The sequence below is a fragment of the Sporosarcina luteola genome (assembly GCF_023715245.1).
Classification (GTDB): domain Bacteria; phylum Bacillota; class Bacilli; order Bacillales_A; family Planococcaceae; genus Sporosarcina; species Sporosarcina luteola_C.
On the sequence record NZ_JAMBNV010000001.1, the window covers coordinates 98160 to 119554 of the forward strand.

The following is a 21395-nucleotide window of genomic DNA, read 5'->3' on the forward strand; positions in this document are numbered from 1 at the left end:
AGGGCAGTGCAGTTACACCGATGACAGCTGGAGAAGTCGCAAAGAAAGTGATTAATAAAGAAAAGTTCTTCATTTTGGATGTCCGTAATGAAGATGCGTTTGCGGATTGGAAAATTGAAGGGGAGAACATTCACTATTTGAATAGCCCTTATTTCGATTTACTCGATGGCGTAGAGGAAATCTTCGATCAAATTCCGACTGATAAAGAGGTTGTTGTCGTCTGTGCGAAGGAAGGTTCTTCGATTTTTGTCGCGGAAATGCTTGCTGAGGCAGGTCGTGACGTTCACTACTTGCAAGGCGGCATGAAAGCATGGAGCGAACATCTGGAGCCGGTGAAAGTCGGTGACTTGAAGGATGGCGGCGCGATTTATCAATTCGTCCGGATCGGAAAAGGCTGCCTTTCATATATGATTGTGTCGAACGGAGAAGCGGTCATTGTGGATGCAACAAGAATGACCGATGTCTTCCTTGATTTCGCAAAACAATTAGACGTGAAGATTACGAATGTACTCGATACACATCTGCATGCGGACCATATTTCCGGCGGACGTCAAATTGCGGAAGCTGTGAACGGAACGTACTGGCTGCCTCCGAAAGACGCAACAGAAGTGACGTTTGATTACGAACCGTTGGAAGGCGGCCGTGTGATTACAGTGGGGACATCGAAAATCGATATTCAAGCGCTTTATTCACCGGGTCACACGATTGGCTCCACCTCGTTTATTGTAGACGATGCATATTTACTGTCAGGAGATATTTTATTCATCGACTCGATCGGTCGTCCTGATCTCGCCGGATTGGCGGAAGATTGGGTCGGCGATCTGCGAGATACATTGTATAGCCGTTATCGTGAGTTAGCGGAAGATCTACTCGTACTTCCCGCGCACTTCATGATTATCGAAGAGTTGAATGAAGATGGAAGCGTTTCGGAAAAGTTAGGAACGCTGTTCGCGAATAACCACGGCTTGAATATTGAGGATGAACAGGAATTCCGTCAACTGGTGACAGGAAACTTGCCTCCTCAACCAAATGCGTACCAAGAAATCCGTCAAACGAATATGGGGAAAATCAATCCTAACGAAGAAACGCAGCGGGAAATGGAAATCGGACCGAATCGTTGTGCAGTAAGGTAATTTAACCAAAAGGAGAAGATGAAAATGAACGTAACAAAAGTATTAGATGCAAAAGGGTTGGCATGCCCAATGCCGGTTGTACGTGCAAGAAAGACGATGAAGGAAATGGAGACGGGTGAAATCCTGGAAATCTTCACAACTGACAAAGGCTCAGTCGCTGATATGACAGCATGGGCAAAATCTAGCGGCCATGAAATGGTTGATCAAAAAGAAGATGCAGGCGTCTTCACATTCTGGATTAAGAAAGGCTGATTGTAGGGTAGGGGGTATCTGAGTAGATACCCTTTCCTGATTTAGGAGGTAAATACTCGATGGATATGACATTTCTACTAACGATTTTCCTCATCGGATTTGTAGGATCCTTCGTTTCCGGAATGGTCGGAATCGGCGGATCGATCATCAAATATCCGATGCTATTATACATTCCGCCATTACTTGGAATTGCAGCATTCTCTGCGCACGAAGTTTCAGGAATCAGTGCAATCCAAGTGTTTTTCGCGACGATATCCGGATTGTGGGTATATCGGACAGGCGGATATCTCAATAAAACGCTGATCATCTACATGGGGAGCGCGATTTTGGTCGGAAGCTTTATCGGGGGCTACGGCTCCAATTTGATTTCTGAAGGAAGCATCAACCTCGTGTACGGAATTCTTGCAACGATTGCGGCCATCATGATGTTCATCCCGAAAAAAGGATTGGATGATATTCCGGCGGATCAGGTTGTTTTCAATAAATGGCTTGCAGCCGTGCTCGCTTTCATCGTAGGGATTGCAGCTGGAATTGTTGGAGCTGCCGGCGCGTTCATTTTAGTTCCAATTATGCTTGTCGTTTTGAAAATCCCGACACGCATGACGATTGCTACTTCCCTCGCCATTACATTCATTTCATCGATCGGTTCGACGGTAGGGAAGATCGTGACAGACCAGGTGCTTTACGGTCCGGCAGCTGTCATGATTGTAGCGAGCATCCTCGCCGCGCCACTCGGGGCAAAAGCAGGACAGAAGATGAATACGGAAGTATTGCAGGGGATATTGGCAGTTTTGATTTTAGGGACCGCTGTGAAGATCTGGTTGGATTTTTGATTGATAAAAGGCAATCTCATCGAAAAAACAGAAGCCTCATTCCGAGTGCTTCTGTTTTTTCTTGAATGATGTGCGAATGCGTGGCTCCGTCCCTTTGCGAATCCGCTTCAAGTTTTCGATATGCTTCCAGATTGCCATCAAGAAAAGTAAGGTTGCAATTACTATTGGCCAATATCCATCTAACCAAACGGCCATGGCCAATAAAGTGATGTATAACATGATAACGCCAAAGACAAGAATGTCAGATATGATGGCCACTAGAATGAATAGAATGAACCCGGCAAGTCCGAACCGCCAGTCAATCGCAAATAATACACCGATTACTGTTGCTGTCCCTTTCCCCCCGTTGAACTTCATATGGAACGGATAGTTATGGCCGAATATAACAGCAGCTCCGACAGCGAATAATAACAAAGTGATGTATTCCGTAGGCAGTCCGAAATGTCCAGCTAGCAGCCTTACAGCAATGACCGCGAAGATGCCTTTGCCAATATCAATCAATGCAACAAGCGCACCATACCGTTTTCCAAGAACGATCATCGCGTTCGACGCTCCGGCATTTTTAACACCGGTTTCTTTCAAATTAACCCCCGAAATCCAACGAGCGACTGTCGAGCCATGAAGGCAGCCGACCAAATATCCACAAATTATGATAGCTATAATCCATAACGTCATAAGAATCCCCCAAAAATAATATAGTCATATACACCGATGTTCTAGTTTGGCTGAATCGCGTCCAAAGCAACTGGCTGCGCGTTCAAAAAGGCTGCATCCGCGCTCTAAGAAGCCACTCCCGCGCTCAAAGTATCCACCCGCTTCATCAATCCGTCATTCCGACTTCTACAACTATTATAACATCGAAGATAAAGCGCAAGTTTCAGAAAAAAATAAATTCACCCCTTGACTTTTAAAAAATAGTCTCCTATACTGTTCAACAAGATGAAAAACTGAATAACCAAACTCTTATCAAGAGCGGCGGAGGGACTAGGCCCTGCGATGCCCGGCAACCGGCAAGTGATGAACTTGCAAAGGTGCTACTTCCTACAGATTCGTGAAAACGGTCTGAAAGATAAGAGGAGGAATAAGCGAAAGCGTAACCCTTCTCTTAGCGAAAGGGGTTATTTTTTTATTCCCAAAACCCCCAACGCCTCCGCACTGCATCATTTTCATCTTAAAAAACCACTGGAGGTAATGACAATGACAAACAAACCACTTCAACCAGAAACTCTTCTCTTACACGGAGGGCAGAAACCGGATCCAATTACAGGTTCCCGTGCTGTGCCAATCCACCGTACTACTGCATTCGTATTCCGTGATACTGAACATGCCCAAAACTTATTCGGCTTGCAAGAAGCAGGCAATATTTATACAAGAATTACGAATCCTACCGTTGCTGTCTTTGAAGAAAGGGTAGCACTCTTAGAAGGTGGAACTGCTGCAGTTGCTCTGTCTTCGGGAATGGCAGCAATCGCATTCTCCATTCTCAATATTGCGGGTGCGGGTGACGAGATTGTCGCTGCCGGCAATCTTTACGGCGGTACGTATAATCTATTCGCCGTTACGCTTCCACGCTACGGTATCAATGTGAAATTCGTGGACGCGGACGAACCTGAAAACTTCCGTGCTGCGATTACAGATAAAACGAAAGCGATTTTCGCTGAAACGATCGGAAATCCTAGCCTTCAAGTGCTCGATATCGAAGCGGTCGCAAACATTGCGCATGAAAATGAAATCCCATTCCTCATCGATAACACATTCGCATCCCCATACGGATCGAACCCAATCGAGTTTGGTGCTGACGTTGTCATTCATTCCGCAACGAAGTGGATTGGCGGCCATGGAACGACTATCGGCGGCGTCGTAGTCGACGCAGGGAAATTCGACTGGACGAGAGGGAAGTTCCCTGGCTTCACGGAGCCGGATGAAACGTACAACGGCTTGCGATACGGCATTGACACGGCGGGAGCTGCATTCGCGACGAAGCTCCGCGTCCAATTGCTCCGCGACTTCGGGCCTTGCTTGGATCCGGACAGTGCATTCAACTTCCTTCAAGGGCTGGAGACGCTCCATTTGCGTGTGACACGCCATAACGAAAATGCCGTGAAAGTCGCTGAATTCCTACAGGCTCATCCGTCTGTGGAATGGGTGACGTACACGGGTCTTGAAGATCATCCAACACATGAAAATGCAAAGAAATATTTGAAGAACGGGTTTGGTTCTATCATCGTCTTCGGAATTAAAGGTGGCCGTGACGCAGGACGCAGAGTGATTGACAATATTACGCTATGGTCGCATGTTGCGAACGTAGGGGATGCAAAATCGCTTATCATCCATCCTGCATCAACGACGCACCAGCAATTGTCTGCGGAGGACTTGAAAAAGACAGGAACGCCAGAGGAATTGATCCGTCTGTCTGTCGGACTGGAGTCTACTGATGATATTATTGCGGACCTTAAGCAGGCGATTGAGAAAGCGGCGCCTGTCGCAGTTCGCTAACTATTGCTATGATTAACATCTAGCTGCGAAAGCCGTCACATAGAACGGCTTTTGCGAGTAAAAGCGAAGCGTTACGAGCACGGGCTAAACGCCCTCCTCCGCTTTAGATCAGAAAGGGTGGTTTCATGCCGTCAATTAAAGTGGCCATACTCGGTTTTGGTACGGTCGGTGAAGGTGTTTATAGAATCCTGCAAGAGAAGCGGGAAGAAATTAAAAAGAGCACTGGTTTCACCGTTGATGTCGTATCCATCCTTGTAAAAGACAAGGCGAAAGAACGCCTGCCGATAACAGGCGCAAATTTTACAGATGATATTCAGGATATATTAGGGAACCCTGAAATCGATATCGTTCTTGAAGCGATTGTCGGGGAAGAACCTGCTTATACGTATTTGTCGGATGCGATTGAGAAAGGGTGCCACATCATAACTGCGAACAAAAAAATGTTTGCAAAACACGGACCTGCGTTAAGGAAACATGCCGAATTTCGGAACGTGCAAGTCGGGTTCGAAGCGACGACTGCTGGCGGGGTGCCAATCATCCGGACTGTGACCAATCTGCTGGTAGGCGACCGGATTAAACGGATCCAAGGCATTTTAAATGGGACGTCAAATTTCATTTTGACGAAAATGCGCGATGAGGGGTCTTCATTCAAAGAAGCACTGTTACATGCACAGCAAAATGGTTACGCGGAAGCAGACCCTGCAGATGATGTGGATGGCACGGATGCTTTCCGTAAACTGATGATTTTGAGCGCGCTCGCTTTCGGCAGGCAGCCTGACTGGGAAGACGTTCCTGTCGTCGGAATCGATCATCTCGAATCAATTGATATCAATGATGCAACCAAAGGCGATCTCCGTTATCGTCACGTGGCAGATATTTGGAAGGATGAAAAAGGGAAGCTGCAGGCGACGGTAGGACCTGTCCTAATTGGAGCGGATCACCCGCTTTTCAGTATTGACGGTGTCGACAATGCCGTCATCGTAAATACCGAATATCTCGGACCATTGACGTTGGTTGGCCCGGGTGCAGGAATGTATCCGACAGGAAGCGCGATGGTTGCGGACTTGCTGCATATCATTCGCCAACACGAAGCAGTCCTGGTGCCAAATTAAAAAAGTGGAGGAGGAATCTTTAGATTCCGTCCTCCACTTTTTTCTATGCTGTTTAAATGGTATCTTTCGCTTTTCTTCTCCTCGGCCGTTCACTCTTAGGCAGTTCGCTCTTCAACGCTTTGAGTAGTGAGAAAATCATCAGCAAAATGATGAAGGAAAACGGCAGAGCGGCAATGATGATCGTGTTTTGCAGTGCAGTCAATCCATTTACAGACAGCAATATGATAGCAATTGCAGACTGGATGACGCCCCAAATGATTTTTACGCTATTCGGCGGGGTCAATGAACCGTATGTGGACTGCATGCCTAACACAAATGTCGCTGAATCCGCGGAAGTGATGAAAAACGATGCAATTAACAGAACTGCGACAATGGAAATAATGAACGACAAAGGCATCGCATGGAACATTTCAAATATCGTCAATTCAGTGTCTGTTTTCGCTAAGTCTGCAATCCCTTTACGTTGCATGTTGATGGCAGTCGTTCCGAAAGCTGAAAACCAGATAGCGCTCAGAACGGTTGGTGCTAACATGACAACGACCATGAACTCTCTAATTGTCCTGCCCTTTGATACCCTCGCGATGAACATGCTGACGAATGGTGCCCAGGAAATCCACCAAGCCCAATAGAAGATCGTCCAACCTTCCAGCCAGTCACGATGAGTGTCATTCAACGGTGCAGTCCGGAAACTCATCGAAACGAGGTTGGCGAGATAGCCTCCAATAGAATCGGTAAAAACATTGAAGATGAGCAATGTCGGCCCTAAGATGAGGACGAAACCTAATAAGGCGAGCGCAAGAACTAGATTTGTGTTTGACAAATATTTGATTCCTTTGCTAAGCCCCGACCACGCAGACATGACAAAGAGGACTGTCACGACCGCAATAATGATCAGTTGTGAAGTGAATCCGATTGAAACGCCAAATAGATAATTCACGCCTGCGTTAATTTGAACAGCACCGAAGCCGAGAGAAGTGGCAACGCCAAAAGCTGTTGCAAATACGGCAAGTACATCTACGAGTACGCCCCATGGCCCCTCCATTTTTTTACCGAAAATCGGCTTCAATGTTGCTGAAATTAAACCTGGCTCTCCTTTACGGAATTGGAAATACGCAAGAGCAAGTCCGACGATCCCGTACATGGCCCATACATGCAATCCCCAATGGAAGAATGTTTGTCGCATTGCTTCTTTAAATGCAGCATCTGTATTCGGCTCGGCCGTTGCGGGATTAATGGCATAGTGGGATAGCGGTTCTGCTGCCCCGTAGAAGACTAACCCGATTCCCATCCCTGCAGAAAATAGCATGGCAATCCAAGTGATTGTCGAAAACGATGCACGGTCTTCATCTTGTCCTAATCGCACTTTGCCGAATGGGCTAAAAATGAAGAAAAGGCTAAGCACAAGCAGGAATGAGAGCAGGAGCATGTAATACCATCCGAATGAAGATGATACGAAGGATTTGATGGAATTTGTGACGGTTTCAAAACTCTCCGCCGCAATCACTCCATATCCAACAGCCAATATAATCAGGCCGATTGTTATATAAAACACATTTGATATTTTTCGCATGTTTCCCCCTATGAATAATGGATTTTTGAAACGACTACACACTATACCAATCATGTAGTGGGAAAGCAAAGGGAGTGAAAATCTAGTCACTTACAACAATCGCTCATTTGATTTTTTTATTAACACCGATAAAATGCATCCCAAAGGTGCCTGTTAGAAATAAATAGGATATTTCGAATTGAAAATCCGACTAGTATTGAATGAAAAAATTGTGTCTTTTATACTATGGCACATCCCTGGTTTCAGTTTACCCTTTATAGGGGTTTTTAATCCTCATCCTTAATATCACGGTCGGGTGGAAGCGGTTCATTGAAATAGTCGTCGATTTGCCTTTTTAACGTCTCGAGCTGGTTGAAATACTCGCTGAATTGATTCTGATTAATGAAGAATTGTTCGCCGTCATGAACGGAACGGATGCGTCCTTCCCATACATACTTCCGGACTTGCTCGACTGGCATACTCAAATATTCTGCTGTTTCTTCAATCGTCATATACATTAAAAACCCTCCTTTCATTATCTAAATATTATAATCGAACGAAGCGCTTCCTACATATTTTAATTGGACTTGGGCAATGTTAAAAGTAGTAAATGAATGGAGGCAATAACGATGAATGAGGAATCAAACGTTAACCATGGAAGGTCACTTCTTATCAAAGCAATTTTGATATTCCCTGTACTTTGGATTGTACTAACGGTATTCAATGGCGTCTCTTTTTGGCACTCCACTATTTTAGGTTTCGCTTTACTATTAATTTCTTACTTGGGAGATCTGATGATTCTACCAAGAGTAGGCAATATGACCGCGACGATTGGAGACTTGGCATTAGGATTTATTGTTTTATGGGGTGGCTTAAACTTGCTTGGATATTCGGAATCCTTGGGAGAAGCATTTTTGGCTGGAGCAATTATCTCTGTCGGGGAATACTTTTTTCACTCTTGGCTATTAAAAACGCAATACGGCAACACCTATGTATGAGTAAAATAAAACAGAGAGCGGCTATTAAATGCCACTCTCTGTTTTTTAAGTGCGCCCGGCATGGGCTATAACTTGGTGGTGAAAGTCCACTACAGGCTTGGCAGTAGGAACTGTTAGCTTAAGGCAAGGGTGTCCACCGTGAGGTGGAATCTGAAGGAAGCCGGCGGCAAAATCCCGAACCGACGGACAGAAACTGCATAAAAGGCTGAATTGGAACGGACGAGTTTGCTTAACAAAACAAAGTCCAATACTGCCCGAATTCCATACAGTAAATGCAGCGGTTACATGGGAGGAAGGTTATAGCTCTTACCCGGGGAGGTCTTACAGGGGTTCCCGACAAGAGGAATGGAATATTCCACAGGAACAAACTGGTCAGTGATGGCAAGTTGAACTGTAAGAAGTCAGCAGAAGCCATAGTAGTCCACAAGGACGAAGGGCTGAACAATAATAATCCTGAAATGAAATGGAGGTAGAGACAGTGCAAAGACCACAGAAAACATCAGCAGATGGCTGGCCGCAAAGGGATAGGTTGGAAACTGAAGAGTATGCGGGAGCGTGCAGTCCTGTCTTTACAGAAATGGAGCGACAGGATGGTATCGATTTGATTGATAGAGTAGTCGACATCAACAACCTCTTTAATGCCTGTAAGAAAGTGAAAGCAAATAAAGGGGCACCTGGTATCGATGAAATGACAGTAGATGAGCTATTTGGACATGTAGCCAAATACCGAACCCAGCTTATTAGAAAGCTTAAAGACGGTTCGTACGAACCTCTGCCAGTTAAACGTGTTGAAATTCCAAAGTTAGATGGTTCAATGCGAAAACTAGGCATCCCGTGTGTACGGGATCGAATGGTGCAACAAGCCATCTATCAAGTGATTGGTGAAATCATTGACCCTCATTTTTCTGAGAGGAGCTATGGTTTCCGTCCAAAACGGAACCAACATCAAGCCATTAAGCAATCCATCACATACTTTGAACAAGGATACAGAGTGGTAGTCGATTGTGATTTAAAAAGCTACTTCGACACTATTAACCATCAGAAGTTGATGGAGTATCTGAAAGAGTTCATAAACGATAAGATTGTCTTAAAGTTGATATGGAAGTTTCTAAAGAGCGGCATCCTAGAAGGTGGACTTATCAGTCCAACAGAGGAAGGTGCTCCGCAAGGTGGCGTACTTTCCCCGATTCTCAGCAATATCTATCTGAATCAATTAGATAAGGAACTCGAAAGACGAGGGCATAAATTCGTGCGATTTGCGGATGATTTCTGCATCTATGTGAAGAGCAGACGAGCAGGGGAACGTGTTTTGGAAAGCATTAAAAGGTTTCTGGAACATGAACTGAAGTTGACGGTGAACCAAGAAAAGAGCAAAGTGGGTTCGCCGGTCAAGCTTAAGTTCCTAGGTTTCTGTCTCCATTCCACATCTAAAGGTGTGGGATGTAGACCGCATCAATCCGCGAAAAGTCGATTCAAATCAAAATTAAAGAGAATCACCAAACGGAATCGCCCGGGTCGCTTTGATGAGATAGCCAAAGAAATCAACCAAGTGACAGTAGGTTGGATAAACTACTATGGAATTGGCTTTATGAAAAGTTTTATCAAATCCATGGCACAATGGCTGAACCATCGGTTACGACAATTGATATGGAAACGTTGGAAGAAGATATGGACAAAATATCGCCAGTTGCGAAGATTGGGAATTTGGCATGAAGAAGCTTGGAAAGTAGCGAATTCCCGGAAGGGATACTGGAGAGTCTCCAAAAGCGAAACGCTACATAAAGCAATCAAAGCAGAAACGCTCACCAAGTGGGGTCTGAAAGACCTGAATCACTTGTATGAGCGTCGATACTTAAGTTATTGAACCGCCGTATACGGAACCGTACGTACGGTGGTGTGAGAGGTCGGGAGTTAATCACTCCCTCCTACTCGATTCCTATATGAGCTTGCTGAAATTAAGTCGTTTATTCAATGCAACCATGATAGGAATGCCGATTGCCATGACGACAAATTCACCAACAGCAACGAAAAGCCATGTCAACAAGAAAGGCAGTTCTAGCATGATATTCAATTCCCATGCGATGAGGAACATCGTGAAAGTGAAAACCAATGTATTAAAAATCATTCGTCGGTAGAGGCCTTTGATGAACTTTCCGGAGAGGATTGTAATTGATAGAGCGAGTACCGATTGGCCAACACCAAATAGGAGATCGATCGGTCCCAATTCCGAGAAGAGCATATTGGCGATAAATACGCCTAATACGACCCCGACGATGTATTTTTTATTGAACACAACGAGGTGATTGAACATCTCCGATAAGCGGAACTGGATGTTAGTGAACCCGAACGGTGCTATCAAAAACGTCACAGCAACATACAACGCAGCGATAATACCGCTTGTTGCCATTGTTTTTACTTTCATATTCATTTCTCCTTAGTTTTTTTTACGTGGGATGGTTACGAACCACGCGGCAAAAAGCCTGCCTTTTAGTGTAACATGGTATTATTGTTCGTTCAATAGCTTGGGTACTATTCCAGTTGCCGATGAACTAGGGATTGATGAATTGCACAAGGACTCATTTCAGCCCTCCAGGATCCATTAATCTAGTTATGTTAAAATGATATAAAAAGAGGTATTCACATGGAAAAGCAAATTCAATCTTTATTCGACGACCTTGAAGGTGAAGATAAAGACAAACAATACTCCGCATTCATGGCTATTATGGAAAAGTTGGAATTTAAAGTGGATTGGGCGTACGAAGTGTGGGACATTCTGCTTGCTTGGTTGACGGACAAAGACAATCATCGAAGGGCAAGAGCGGCGCAGTTTTTGGCGGGCTTGGCGATCAGTGATCCGGAGCAGCGCATACTTCGTGACTTTCCACTCCTCTTGAAAGTCACGAAAGATGAGAAGTTCGTGACAGCTCGGCACTGTCTTCAATCGATTTGGAAAGTAGGCCTAGCGGGTAAGGCACATAAGGAATTGGTGATGGGGCACCTCGTTAGCAGATTCCAAACGTGTTCGGATGAAAGACATCCAACATTGATCCGTTATGATATCCAGCAAGGTTTCAGACAGTTATATGACGCAACGAAAGACCAATCAATCAAAAAAACCGCCTTAGAATTAATTGAAATCGAGGAAGATGAAAAATATGTGAAGAAATATAAATTAGTGTGGAAATGACAAGGAGGAATTTTATATGATCGTGAATGAAATAAAAAAGAATGTATTGCTTGAAGTGCCCATTGAAATGGTGGCCGTATATTTCAACAGCTGATGGGATTGGAGCTTGGTTCATGCCGAACGATTTGGAACCGGTCGAAGGAAAAGAATTTACCTTACAAGCGGGACCATGGGGCGAATCGCCATGTAAAGTGACTGAAGTGCAATCACCGAACCGTTTCTCATTCGACTGGGGTAAGGATTGGCAAGTACATTTTCAATTGAAAGCAATCGATGGACAAACCGAGTTGACCTTTATTCATGCTGGTTGGGAGGAAGGGAAGCAGACGGAGTTCGGCGAATCGCATGACGTCGTTCGTCCTCGCATGTCCGAAGGCTGGGATGGGCTATTGGCGAAGCTGAAAAAAACGATCGAATCAACAGCTAAATAATTTAGATAATTCATACACCCTCCTTCGATATCATGATATATTCAATACATCGGAGGAGGGGATTTCTTTGTCACAGCGCATTGCATTCATAGTTGTCTTATTAGGGGCGGTGCTTTGGGGAACGACAGGCACTGCACAAACATTCATGCCGCAAACCGTTCACCCACTGGCAGTCGGCGCCTCAAGACTTGCAGTCGGCGGTTTCACTTTGCTCATTATCATGCTTATTCTTCGGAAGATCGATTTTCGAAACTGGCCGTGGAAAGCGACGCTTCTTTCCGCACTGGCGATGGCAATCTTCCAATATTGTTTTTTTACGTCAATCCGGTTGACTGGAATCGCTATCGGGACCGTCGTAGCAATCGGAAGTGCACCGATGTTTTCCGGTCTAATCGAATGGCTATTCCTAAGAATACGCCCATCGAAAATATGGCTCACGGCAACTTCACTTGCTATCGTCGGATGTGTATTATTGTTTTCGAATAAAGAAGGGTTGGTCGTCAACCCGGTAGGCGTCTCGCTATCGTTATTCGCCGGACTTTTATTTGCCTTCTATACTTTGTTCAACAAAGAAGTATTAGAGAAAGCAGATGCGGTTGCCTCAGTTGCCGTCATCTTCTCAGTGAGCGCAATTATGCTGATGCCGTTTCTGTTCATCTTCGAAACGGAAGGGTTAGTAACCCTACCCGGTATAGCGACAATGATCTACCTCGGTATCGCGACGACAAGTGTGGCATATATTCTGTTTTCCACCGGGCTGCGGCACATCCCCTCATCATCCGCGGTTACGCTCTCGTTAGCAGAACCGCTCACTGCCGCGATTTTAAGCGTGCTCGTCGTAGGGGAAAGGTTGGATTTTGTTTCGTGGTCAGGAATCGCGCTCCTTTTAGGCGGAATCCTCGTTTTAACGCTTAGCGGACGAAAAGAAGAGGCTGCCATAAGCTAGGCAGCCTCAAGCAAGCTTTCATTCACGCATAAATCGCTCCAAACGCGCATAAAATGCCTCAAAAGCTCATAAATCGCTAAAATCGCTCATAATTCCGCAAAATCACGCATAAACATCTAAAATCGCGCATAAATCGCAGCAAAGGCGCATAACCGCTTACTCCGCCTTCATCCTCACATACAGCCTCGTTGCAAAAAATCCTAGAATAATTAACAACGTCGCTAATAGGCCGCCTTCCAATCCGAACGCTCCGCCGGTCAGCCATGCATTTCCTTCTTCCACCGAGACGTTATAGATTCCGTGTGGGGTCGTTCCGCTAACAGCAAATCCGAAAACATTCCCTTGAAAGTAGTTCCATGTAATATGATAGCCGATTGGAAGCCACAAGCTCTTCGTCGCGTCAAACATATAGGCGAATAAAACGCCGACCAATGCGATATTGATCAAGCCCAATACGCTGACATTCGGATTCGTGCCGTGCGCCAAACTGAACACGACAGCAGAGGCGGTATAGACAAGCCATTTCGGATTCCCACGTCGTTCCAGTGTGGACATGACATATCCTCTGAAAAACATCTCTTCAAAAAAGCCGACAAGAATGAAAAGTACCAGAAATGACAATGAGTACACTGTGAACTCAGGTTTCGTGAATGAATTGAGCAACGCCACATTACCGGAAGCCAATAGAATAAAGAAAATGATGGCGATCGACACTGCTCCGAGCAAGAGGCCGAACCCTAAATCTTTCAACGTCCCCCTGAATCCCAACTCTTTCAGCGTCCCTTTATTGACAAAACGCCATAACAAAACAGTAGCGAGCATTCCGCCGACTGTCCCGCCGCCTTGGGTCAATAGGAAAATCCACGGGTGCCTGTCGAATGCGGCTTGGAAGTCCATATCATAATTTCCATCTTGAAACGGGAAATCAGCAATCGCCAGCAGGACTCCTCCCGGAATTGCAAAAATCTGCTGCGTAATAAACATCGCGAAGAACGCCAAAAAGATGAGCCATCCAGCGCGAATTTGGTTTGCATCGTTTTTGAACAAATGATAACCCCCTATGATTCTTACTTTATGCGGGAAATAAGTTTCAAATGAACGTATCTACCCGAAGTTGCTCCGGGCTGACACGCCGGATGGCCCCGATCAATAGTAGAAAAAGAATATCTATCACCAGCACGCCGATTAATGAAAGTAATGAAAGAGCGGCCCATCCGTCTTCCGGTACATTCATGAAAAAGGATTCTATTGCCAATGCGAAAAGATGGATCGCCACGTAAAATTTGAACGTGTTTTCTGTTCTTTGATGCAACGCTCGGCCGCCAAACACTTTCGTTACATCTTTCAATACAATGAACAAGTAATAGCCCATAACCATTTTGAGGACTAATAGAAAGCTGGAGTAAGTCGACCAACCAAATGTAAGAGGTATTTCCGAAAGGTTCACGAAGACTGAAGGAAGCGAAAAGATAGCACCGATCATCGCAACAATCATTGCTTTTTTAGCTACTGGATATGCCTCAACGAGTTTGGAGCATCCCGATAAAATCAGGAAATAACCGATTGGATCCGCTAAAACATCGAAGCCAATGTGAATTCGGAAAAAGATGAATACATACCCCCAGAAGATTTGCCGCAACGCTTTATTCATCCGAACCCCTCCCCGTCTTTTCCTCGATAATTCGATTCACGTCGTCCTGTGTCAAATACGGAAACAGATTATAATGAGCATAGTTTGTGAAAGGTTTTCCTTCCGCTGTTGTTCCGGATATATGGATGGCAAATGCGAAAGGGTTCACAAAACTTTTTTCTTTAAAATTAACTCTCAATGTCACAGATTTATCCTTCTCTAATTGAATTGGAAGCTTGAGGGAATCCAGCGGTTGCTCTGTTTGTTTGCCGCTTATTGTAAAGTTGAACCGTTCTTCAATCGGTTCATTGAAAGGGAAGTCGATTTTCTCGATTGCCAACGGCTCGGTTGCTCGGAATGTATCCCAGCTCGAGCCGTCATTGCTGCTTCCGCTAGATGGTTGTTCCAACGCTCTAGCATCGTCATTCCCATAGTACCTTTTTGGATGGATGATCACTTCCCCGATGGACGCGGTTGCTGATCTTCCGTCTGAATAAAACACTTCCATTTCGTTGAATGATTGTGCATTTTTTTTATCATTGAATGACCTTAGTGCGACTGTAATGCTTCTTAATTCTTGATGATTATATGTGTCAATTGCATGGGGGGCGGTGGTTCCTGCATAGAAATAGTCACCTTGCGGAAAGCCTTCGACATCACCGAATCTTATATAATTGATAGTTGAGTGATCGTTTTTATTTGCTAAATAGTAAAAGATGACATAGTTATGGTCGTGTTCATCCGTCGTCGTTTCAATATAATGATCCAGAAAAATAGGCTCCTCCAATTGCTTTGACTGTGCGTATAATGAATTCGCAATCCAGCTGATTGCGATAAGTCCGATCGCTGCCCAAAAATAACGTTCTTTCAAATTCATCACCCTTCCAACCTTTTCCTTTGTCTGTATATTGTCTCAAATTGAGGGTGGGATTGCATCAAATAGTTGGAGGGGAAGTTTACCACCGATTCTTGGCAAGTTACCACCGCTTTGCGCGACTTTACCACCGATTCTCGTCCAGTTATCACCGAATTGACCGCGTTTATCACCGATTCTCGTCAGGTTATCACCGAATGCTTATAATTACCTTCCATTCTCAAATGAAAAAACCTTCTCAAACTATGAGAAGGTCAGAATTCATTGCACCCCTATAGACTTATCCCTCAATCGTTCCAATTCCACGTCAATCTGCTCGACATCAATCCGTTCAAACAGTGGTTTGACATGTGTCAATGTCAATTCACCAATTTCGATTTCCTTCCATTCAGGCTTCCGCAGTCTCAGCATCGCTTGCACATCCTCGCTCGAAAACGGCAGGAAAGGGGAGAGAAGCTGTGCCAGGTTTGCGATGACATATGCGCATGTAGCCATTGTTCGCCCACATGCTGCTTCGTCATCCTTGATCTGTACCCAAGGCTTTTCAACATCGAAGTATTTATTAGCCCGGCGTATGAACTCAAAAATCGTTTCGATCGCTTCTTTGAAGTGTCCTTCTTCAATTCGTTCGCCGACTTTGGAATAAAGCCCCACGACTAATTCCTTTATTTCCAAATTAATCTCCGCAACCGGCACAACCCCGGCATACGATTTTTCAATAAACTTCAATGTCCTGTTTACGAAATTTCCGTACGCCCCCAAAAGCTCTGAGTTATGGCTATAAATGAACTCGCGCCATGAAAAATCTGCATCCCTGCCTTCTGGAGCGTTCGCAGTCAGAAAATACCGCACCGAATCCGGATGATAATGTTCCAAAATATCCGGCACCCATACCGCCCAGTTTTGGCTCGTCGACAATTTCCGCTTCTCCAATGTCAAATATTCATTGGAAATGACACGAGTCGGCAATGCGTTCTCCTTGCCAATTCCCGTTAGAATAGCGGGCCAAATTATCGTATGGAAGGGGATATTGTCTTTGCCGTGCACATAGTAGGAGACTGTATCTTCATTCCAAAACTCCTCGAAATCGGATCGATTCAAAGCGGCCCATTCCTGGCTCGCGGAATAGTAGCCCGTCACCGCCTCGATCCACACATACACCTTTTTCTCCTCATAGCCTCTGACAGGTATTCCGACGCCATTCGCCAAGTCTCTTGAGGCAGCCCGATCACGGAGACCTTCCCGTAAATAGCGCTCAGATTGGTGAATCGCATTTGCGCGCCATCTCCCTTCAGCTTTCGCTCCGCCGACATACTTCTCAAGTTCATCTTGAAAAGCACTTAATTTGAAATAAAAATGCTCCGTCTTCCGCACGGTCGGTTCATTCCCGCAAAGCTTGCACGTACGCCCCATCAAATCAAGCGGATCTAAAATCGAGCCGCAATTATCGCACTGATCGCCTCGTGCACGACTTCCGCAGTGAGGGCAAATGCCTTCGACGAATCGATCCGGAAGAAAACGCTCATCAACCTCGCAATACGTCTGTTCGACTTCTTTTTTGAAAATAAAACCACGGTCCAGTAACGTTAAAAATACATTGCGGACGACTTGATGATGAAATCTTCCGTCTGTCCGCGTGTAAATGTCATAAGAGAATCCCAATCTTGAAAAACAAACGATAAACTCTGTATGGTAACGGTCTGCAATTTCCTTAACAGACACCCCTTCGGCATTTGCCCGGATTGAAATAGGAGTCCCGTTGCAATCACTTCCTGAAGCATAAAGAACCTTCTCACCTTTCAACCGGTAATACCTCGCCAAAATATCCCCCGGCAGCAGCGCCGCGATATGTCCCAGATGCAACGACCCATTCGCGTACGGCCAAGCCCCTCCGATAAAAACACTCATTTTCCTTCCCCCTCAAAATAAAATGAAAAAAACCCCGCCCCTATCGATAAAAACCGATAAGGACGGGGTCTATCACCCGTGGTACCACCTTACTTCGCAACCAATTCACACTGATTGCCTCCAAAAGTACGCGCTGAAAAAGCGTTATACTCTGGCGAGGATAACAAGTGCCAACTCGTCGCATCCTACTGGTCCGAAGACGTTCAGTGCGCGGCTCAAGGATCATGTTCAAAAGATTTGTCCGCTTCATTTCCACCGACAGAAGCTCTCTAGGCGACATCCTCTTTCTACTTTTCCCTCTCATTGCCTTTAGTAAGATGTAGTTGAAATGATTATAGTCATTTTATTCGAATAAATCAATAGCAATTACCAATTGGTCGGTGGCCGCTTTTGGTCGTTCTTATCTTCATCTGTCTTGTTATTTTTATTTTTCACGTTATCGTTCTTCCCGATTACACCCATATCATCAGGGCTGATATCAAAGCCATACCCGAATTCCTCTCGATCCAATGTATTGCCTTTTTTAATTTTCTTCTCTTTTGCCAAGTCAATCACCTCCCGGTATATGGGAAGCATGGACTTTTTGGGGTGGATTATAACAAGAGGGAGAAAAGTAGACCGTTCTAGGCGAAGGTATTAAGTGTTCTCACCGATTCACAAGCGGTTATCACCGACTTGGCCGACTTTATCACCGAATCTCAGGCAGTTATCACCGCTTCGGCCGACGTTATCACCGACTTTACCTGGTTTATCACCGATTCGCTGCAACTTGATTGATTTTCATGGCAATTTCAAAGCCTGCAAAAGCTTATCACCACTCACACCTAGTTTATCACCACTCAACAATGTAACAGGCATAATTCTTAAGTCAACAACTCTCCATCTTAAGAATTTCTTCATAATTCCCCTAACGGAATGTTAAGATTTACCCACTACAATTGGTATCATAGAGGAAAGTGAGGTGCGGATGATGGCGAAGTTTACAGTGCTTGTGGCGGATGATGATAAGGAGATCCGTGACGGGATTGAAATTTATTTAAAAAATGAAGGATACAACGTTTTGAAAGCAGCGGATGGAAAAGAGGCGCTCGACCTGCTCACAACAAATGAAGTCCATTTGCTCATCCTCGACATTATGATGCCAAATATGGATGGGATTACGGCGACGTTCAAAATCCGGGAGGCGCAAAACATTCCAATCATCATGCTGAGTGCGAAGGCGGAGGATTCGGATAAGATTCATGGATTGTCGGTCGGCGCGGATGATTATGTGACGAAGCCATTCCACCCGCTTGAGTTGATGGCACGAGTGAAGTCGCAGCTGCGCAGGTATGTTCAGTTTGGCACATACGATGGTCAGAAAAAGATTGAGATTGACGGATTGGCGTTAGATGAGGACGCGAAAGAGTTATCGGTTGATGGGAAACCGGTAAAGCTGACGCCGATTGAATATAAGATTACGGAATTACTCATGAAAAACGCGGGGCGTGTGTTTTCGATTAATGAGATTTACGAGCGAGTGTGGAATGAAGAAGCGTATAATGCGGAAAACATTGTGGCGGTCCACATCCGTAAAATTCGCGAAAAAATCGAGGCGGATCCAAAAAATCCGAGATATGTAAAGGTGGTGTGGGGCATTGGCTACAAAATCGAAAAGTGATTGGGGCATCGTATTTTCGGTGTTCTCCATCTGTATCGCAATCGTAAGCATCGGCTATTGTTTCCCTTACATCATCGATATGTTCGAAAACGGTTGGGAACGATCAACACGAGCCATCGCCTATTTTTCGCGCATCATTAGAGGAGGCACAGCCTGATGAAGAATAAAGTACTTCTATTACTATGGGCTGCGCTAGTAACGATTATGCTGCTCGCCAGTCTTTCATTTGCAAGACAAGGAACAGCGCTGATTGGAAAGGATTTCTCCGATTTCGATGACTTCGCTTGGCGGCTCGATGAGTTTTACAACACTATAGGTTCGACAGTGCTTAACCCGATTGACGTGGAAGAGACGAAGAAAAATATTACCGTCTCAGACAATGAAATCGAAGATCACCGGAATCGCTACGGTACACTTTCAGACCAACTCTCCAATATCCATGACCAATATGCGCAGAGGATAGCGGATGCGAAAGATGCTGGAAATGAACTGTTGCAAAGCACGTTGATCGAAGAACGGGACATGAAACTTGCAGATATCCGGAAGAACTTCGAGAGCGATGCACATGTTGAGGCGAAAATTCGCAAAGAAAAAGAGAAAGCATTAGTTCAATATTTGAATGAAATCAAATCAAATTCATTTTCATTGCCGGTTGCTTATGAATTCAAGGACGTTGAAACGGGGGAAAGGTTTTCTTCTGGAGATGTTTCAGTACCTGCGATTTATAAAAAGCAATTTAATGCCGCAAAGGGCTATTTTAAAGCGAATTCATTGCCAGGGCATAACGATGGATGGGTAAAGACTTCTATTGATCAAAAAGACATTATGTTCCCAGACACAGAGGTCACAATAATGAATTCCGTGAGAACGTTTGAAGGCACTGTCATTATTCCGAGGACAGCAGTTGCAAAGGGTGGCGCCCTCTATTGGCAATACAGGGATTTCAATAAAGGGAAGCTTGCCATGTTCATCTTTTGGATCATTGGCCTCGTTGCCCTCGTTGCATTAGTCACTGTCATGAAATTTCAGAAGGAATGGGTAACAGGGACCGGAATTTCGGATTGGTATGCCAATTTAAAAATCGATGTAAAGGCTGCAGCACTTATTATGTCAGCCCTCATTTTAGTTGGATATCTCAACAGCGAGTCCTATACTCTGCCGGATTTCTTTACGTATCAAAGGTTGGGTAGATGGGGTGCTGGACTGACTTCCTTCTTTATTGGCGGCGTCATCATGACTGCCTTGCTAGCATTCCAGCTTGTAAATGGTGTGGAACGATGGGAGAAAAAAGGGATATTGGCAAGAGATATAAAAAACAGTTTCACGCTCCAATTTCTTAAAGCGTGGCGTGAAATGTTCCTTAAAAGATCGATCGGCGTTCAGTCGTTCATCCTGCTTATCGGATTTTTCTTAGCGGGAATCGGATTCATTGTCGGTCTTATGGATGGGTCCTTATTCATCCTCTACACATTTTGCGTCATATTTCTTGGTCTTCCTGCCCTCTATATGTTCGTCCGGCGTTCTGCGTACTTGAACCGGATCATCATTGCGACGGAACAGATGGCAGCAGGGCGTTTGAATGAAGATATTAAAGTCGAAGGCCGTTCACCGCTTGCAGAGCACGCGAAAAACCTGAATAATCTCCGTGAAGGCGTGCGGGTTTCCATGACCGAGCAAGCGAAAAGTGAGCGATTGAAGACGGAATTGATTACAAATGTGAGTCATGATCTGCGGACTCCATTGACATCGATCATCACGTACACCGATCTCTTGAAGGATGAAACGATAACACCGGAGGAACGCGCAAAATATGTCGACATTCTTGATAAAAAATCGCAAAGACTGAAGACGCTCATTGAGGATTTATTCGAAGTGTCGAAAATGGCAAGTGGAAATCTAGAGTTGCACAAACAGCGCGTCGATCTGACGCAATTGCTTCAACAGGCGCTTGCGGAGCATGCCGAAGATATTACCGATTCCGGTCTCGACTTCCGGACGGCGCTTCCAGACGATATGCTTATCGCTTATGTAGACGGTCAAAGATGGTGGCGTGTCCTCGATAACTTGATCGTGAATGCTATCAAATATTCGCTCCCGGGCACTCGCGTGTACGTAACACTCCGAAAAGTAGGGGAGTCTGCAGAATTTATCGTAAAAAATATTACGAAATATGAGCTTGGGGAAAATGTTGATGAGCTGTTTGAACGTTTCAAGCGTGCCGATACATCACGTCATACCGACGGCTCGGGTCTCGGATTAGCAATCGCGCAATCAATCGTTGACATGCACGGTGGAATTATGAAAATCGATCTTGATGGCGATCTGTTCAAAGTGACAGTTACAGTACCGACAAAATAAACAATCCGCATGCGCTTCTGAGAATAAT

Annotated in this window: 22 protein-coding genes, 2 riboswitches and 1 other annotated feature; of the genes, 13 read left to right on the forward strand and 9 right to left on the reverse strand. The window is 45.0% G+C overall.

Going from position 1 to position 21395, the window contains the following annotated elements:
• Window positions 1-20: 20 nt before the first annotated feature.
• Genes M3152_RS00530 through M3152_RS00540 form a run of 3 tightly spaced genes read left to right on the forward strand, consistent with a single transcriptional unit; the run spans window position 21 to window position 2218 of the window.
• Window positions 21-1133 carry an MBL fold metallo-hydrolase gene (locus M3152_RS00530; RefSeq protein WP_251695206.1) on the forward strand — a complete coding sequence of 371 codons (1113 nt, stop codon included), beginning with the start codon at window positions 21-23 and terminating at the stop codon, window positions 1131-1133.
• A gap of 24 nt (window positions 1134-1157) precedes the next feature.
• A complete protein-coding gene (locus M3152_RS00535; protein WP_251693074.1) occupies window positions 1158-1385 on the forward strand; it encodes a sulfurtransferase TusA family protein in 228 nt (75 codons plus the stop codon).
• Between the two features lie 59 nt (window positions 1386-1444).
• Window positions 1445-2218 (forward strand): sulfite exporter TauE/SafE family protein, encoded by a 774-nt coding sequence (locus tag M3152_RS00540; protein WP_251693076.1) that lies wholly within the window; start codon window positions 1445-1447, stop codon window positions 2216-2218.
• A 36-nt stretch (window positions 2219-2254) separates the two neighbouring features.
• Here M3152_RS00540 and M3152_RS00545 read toward each other — a convergent pair whose 3' ends face one another.
• A complete protein-coding gene (locus M3152_RS00545) occupies window positions 2255-2893 on the reverse strand; it encodes a glycerol-3-phosphate acyltransferase (protein ID WP_251693078.1) in 639 nt (212 codons plus the stop codon).
• Window positions 2894-3178: 285 nt separating this feature from the next.
• Window positions 3179-3294, forward strand: a riboswitch (SAM riboswitch).
• A 121-nt stretch (window positions 3295-3415) separates the two neighbouring features.
• On the opposite strand from M3152_RS00545, the gene M3152_RS00550 reads away from it, so the two are divergent.
• Both M3152_RS00550 and M3152_RS00555 read left to right on the forward strand, forming a co-directional pair.
• Complete coding sequence (locus M3152_RS00550) at window positions 3416-4714, forward strand: O-acetylhomoserine aminocarboxypropyltransferase/cysteine synthase family protein (RefSeq protein ID WP_251693080.1); 1299 nt, start codon at window positions 3416-3418, stop codon at window positions 4712-4714.
• A 125-nt stretch (window positions 4715-4839) separates the two neighbouring features.
• The gene (locus M3152_RS00555) at window positions 4840-5826 is read left to right on the forward strand and encodes a homoserine dehydrogenase (protein WP_251693082.1); all 987 of its coding nucleotides are present in this window, start codon (window positions 4840-4842) and stop codon (window positions 5824-5826) included.
• Window positions 5827-5878: 52 nt separating this feature from the next.
• Here M3152_RS00555 and M3152_RS00560 read toward each other — a convergent pair whose 3' ends face one another.
• Window positions 5879-7396, reverse strand: a complete 1518-nt coding sequence (locus M3152_RS00560) for a glycine betaine uptake BCCT transporter (RefSeq protein WP_251693083.1) — start codon at window positions 7394-7396, stop codon at window positions 5879-5881.
• A gap of 266 nt (window positions 7397-7662) precedes the next feature.
• Entirely contained in the window at window positions 7663-7893 is a 231-nt protein-coding gene (locus M3152_RS00565; protein WP_251693085.1) for an excisionase family DNA-binding protein, read from the reverse strand.
• Window positions 7894-8004: 111 nt separating this feature from the next.
• On the opposite strand from M3152_RS00565, the gene M3152_RS00570 reads away from it, so the two are divergent.
• Window positions 8005-8373, forward strand: coding sequence for a DUF2512 family protein (locus tag M3152_RS00570; protein ID WP_251693086.1), 369 nt, complete (start codon window positions 8005-8007; stop codon window positions 8371-8373).
• Between the two features lie 577 nt (window positions 8374-8950).
• Entirely contained in the window at window positions 8951-10237 is a 1287-nt protein-coding gene (gene ltrA / locus M3152_RS00575) for a group II intron reverse transcriptase/maturase (RefSeq protein WP_251695207.1), read from the forward strand.
• 72 nt (window positions 10238-10309) lie between these two features.
• Here ltrA and M3152_RS00580 read toward each other — a convergent pair whose 3' ends face one another.
• Window positions 10310-10795, reverse strand: a complete 486-nt coding sequence (locus M3152_RS00580; protein WP_251693089.1) for a QueT transporter family protein — start codon at window positions 10793-10795, stop codon at window positions 10310-10312.
• A 6-nt stretch (window positions 10796-10801) separates the two neighbouring features.
• Window positions 10802-10847: riboswitch (PreQ1 riboswitch) on the reverse strand.
• A gap of 167 nt (window positions 10848-11014) precedes the next feature.
• Here M3152_RS00580 and M3152_RS00585 point away from each other — a divergent pair.
• The 3 genes from M3152_RS00585 to M3152_RS00595 all read left to right on the forward strand — a co-directional run bounded on the left by M3152_RS00585 (window position 11015) and on the right by M3152_RS00595 (window position 12937).
• Entirely contained in the window at window positions 11015-11560 is a 546-nt protein-coding gene (locus M3152_RS00585; RefSeq protein ID WP_251693090.1) for a hypothetical protein, read from the forward strand.
• A gap of 62 nt (window positions 11561-11622) precedes the next feature.
• Window positions 11623-11991 carry an SRPBCC family protein gene (locus M3152_RS00590; protein WP_353056596.1) on the forward strand — a complete coding sequence of 123 codons (369 nt, stop codon included), beginning with the start codon at window positions 11623-11625 and terminating at the stop codon, window positions 11989-11991.
• 67 nt (window positions 11992-12058) lie between these two features.
• Complete coding sequence (locus tag M3152_RS00595; RefSeq protein ID WP_251693095.1) at window positions 12059-12937, forward strand: DMT family transporter; 879 nt, start codon at window positions 12059-12061, stop codon at window positions 12935-12937.
• A gap of 156 nt (window positions 12938-13093) precedes the next feature.
• Here M3152_RS00595 and M3152_RS00600 read toward each other — a convergent pair whose 3' ends face one another.
• The 5 genes from M3152_RS00600 to M3152_RS00620 form a co-directional block, all read right to left on the reverse strand.
• The gene (locus M3152_RS00600) at window positions 13094-13984 is read right to left on the reverse strand and encodes a CPBP family intramembrane glutamic endopeptidase (protein ID WP_251693097.1); all 891 of its coding nucleotides are present in this window, start codon (window positions 13982-13984) and stop codon (window positions 13094-13096) included.
• Window positions 13985-14027: 43 nt separating this feature from the next.
• A complete protein-coding gene (locus tag M3152_RS00605; RefSeq protein WP_251693099.1) occupies window positions 14028-14588 on the reverse strand; it encodes a hypothetical protein in 561 nt (186 codons plus the stop codon).
• Window positions 14581-15444: a hypothetical protein gene (locus M3152_RS00610; protein WP_251693102.1), complete on the reverse strand. Its 864-nt coding sequence runs from the start codon at window positions 15442-15444 to the stop codon at window positions 14581-14583. Before M3152_RS00610 ends, M3152_RS00605 begins: the two co-directional genes overlap by 8 nt.
• Before the next feature lie 258 nt (window positions 15445-15702).
• Window positions 15703-17349 (reverse strand): methionine--tRNA ligase, encoded by a 1647-nt coding sequence (gene metG / locus M3152_RS00615; protein WP_251693104.1) that lies wholly within the window; start codon window positions 17347-17349, stop codon window positions 15703-15705.
• 55 nt (window positions 17350-17404) lie between these two features.
• Window positions 17405-17662 (reverse strand) — a binding site (T-box leader).
• Window positions 17663-17715: 53 nt separating this feature from the next.
• Window positions 17716-17904: a hypothetical protein gene (locus M3152_RS00620; protein WP_251693106.1), complete on the reverse strand. Its 189-nt coding sequence runs from the start codon at window positions 17902-17904 to the stop codon at window positions 17716-17718.
• A 415-nt stretch (window positions 17905-18319) separates the two neighbouring features.
• Between M3152_RS00620 and M3152_RS00625 the strand changes: the two genes are divergently transcribed.
• The 3 genes from M3152_RS00625 to M3152_RS00635 are packed head-to-tail and all read left to right on the forward strand — an operon-like array spanning window position 18320 to window position 21367.
• Complete coding sequence (locus M3152_RS00625) at window positions 18320-19009, forward strand: response regulator transcription factor (RefSeq protein ID WP_251693108.1); 690 nt, start codon at window positions 18320-18322, stop codon at window positions 19007-19009.
• The gene (locus M3152_RS00630; protein ID WP_251693110.1) at window positions 18987-19166 is read left to right on the forward strand and encodes a hypothetical protein; all 180 of its coding nucleotides are present in this window, start codon (window positions 18987-18989) and stop codon (window positions 19164-19166) included. Before M3152_RS00625 ends, M3152_RS00630 begins: the two co-directional genes overlap by 23 nt.
• Complete coding sequence (locus tag M3152_RS00635) at window positions 19166-21367, forward strand: sensor histidine kinase (RefSeq protein ID WP_251693112.1); 2202 nt, start codon at window positions 19166-19168, stop codon at window positions 21365-21367. Before M3152_RS00630 ends, M3152_RS00635 begins: the two co-directional genes overlap by 1 nt.
• Window positions 21368-21395 lie beyond the last annotated feature (28 nt).

Coding starts and splice junctions, on each gene's coding strand:
- M3152_RS00530 (WP_251695206.1), top strand. CDS start 21: ATGACAGCTGGAGAAGTCGCAAAGAAAGTGATTAATAAAGAAAAGTTC.
- M3152_RS00535 (WP_251693074.1), top strand. CDS start 1,158: ATGAACGTAACAAAAGTATTAGATGCAAAAGGGTTGGCATGCCCAATG.
- M3152_RS00540 (WP_251693076.1), top strand. CDS start 1,445: ATGGATATGACATTTCTACTAACGATTTTCCTCATCGGATTTGTAGGA.
- M3152_RS00545 (WP_251693078.1), bottom strand. CDS start 2,893: ATGACGTTATGGATTATAGCTATCATAATTTGTGGATATTTGGTCGGC.
- M3152_RS00550 (WP_251693080.1), top strand. CDS start 3,416: ATGACAAACAAACCACTTCAACCAGAAACTCTTCTCTTACACGGAGGG.
- M3152_RS00555 (WP_251693082.1), top strand. CDS start 4,840: ATGCCGTCAATTAAAGTGGCCATACTCGGTTTTGGTACGGTCGGTGAA.
- M3152_RS00560 (WP_251693083.1), bottom strand. CDS start 7,396: ATGCGAAAAATATCAAATGTGTTTTATATAACAATCGGCCTGATTATA.
- M3152_RS00565 (WP_251693085.1), bottom strand. CDS start 7,893: ATGTATATGACGATTGAAGAAACAGCAGAATATTTGAGTATGCCAGTC.
- M3152_RS00570 (WP_251693086.1), top strand. CDS start 8,005: ATGAATGAGGAATCAAACGTTAACCATGGAAGGTCACTTCTTATCAAA.
- ltrA (WP_251695207.1), top strand. CDS start 8,951: ATGGAGCGACAGGATGGTATCGATTTGATTGATAGAGTAGTCGACATC.
- M3152_RS00580 (WP_251693089.1), bottom strand. CDS start 10,795: ATGAAAGTAAAAACAATGGCAACAAGCGGTATTATCGCTGCGTTGTAT.
- M3152_RS00585 (WP_251693090.1), top strand. CDS start 11,015: ATGGAAAAGCAAATTCAATCTTTATTCGACGACCTTGAAGGTGAAGAT.
- M3152_RS00605 (WP_251693099.1), bottom strand. CDS start 14,588: ATGAATAAAGCGTTGCGGCAAATCTTCTGGGGGTATGTATTCATCTTT.
- M3152_RS00610 (WP_251693102.1), bottom strand. CDS start 15,444: ATGAATTTGAAAGAACGTTATTTTTGGGCAGCGATCGGACTTATCGCA.
- metG (WP_251693104.1), bottom strand. CDS start 17,349: ATGAGTGTTTTTATCGGAGGGGCTTGGCCGTACGCGAATGGGTCGTTG.
- M3152_RS00625 (WP_251693108.1), top strand. CDS start 18,320: ATGGCGAAGTTTACAGTGCTTGTGGCGGATGATGATAAGGAGATCCGT.
- M3152_RS00635 (WP_251693112.1), top strand. CDS start 19,166: ATGAAGAATAAAGTACTTCTATTACTATGGGCTGCGCTAGTAACGATT.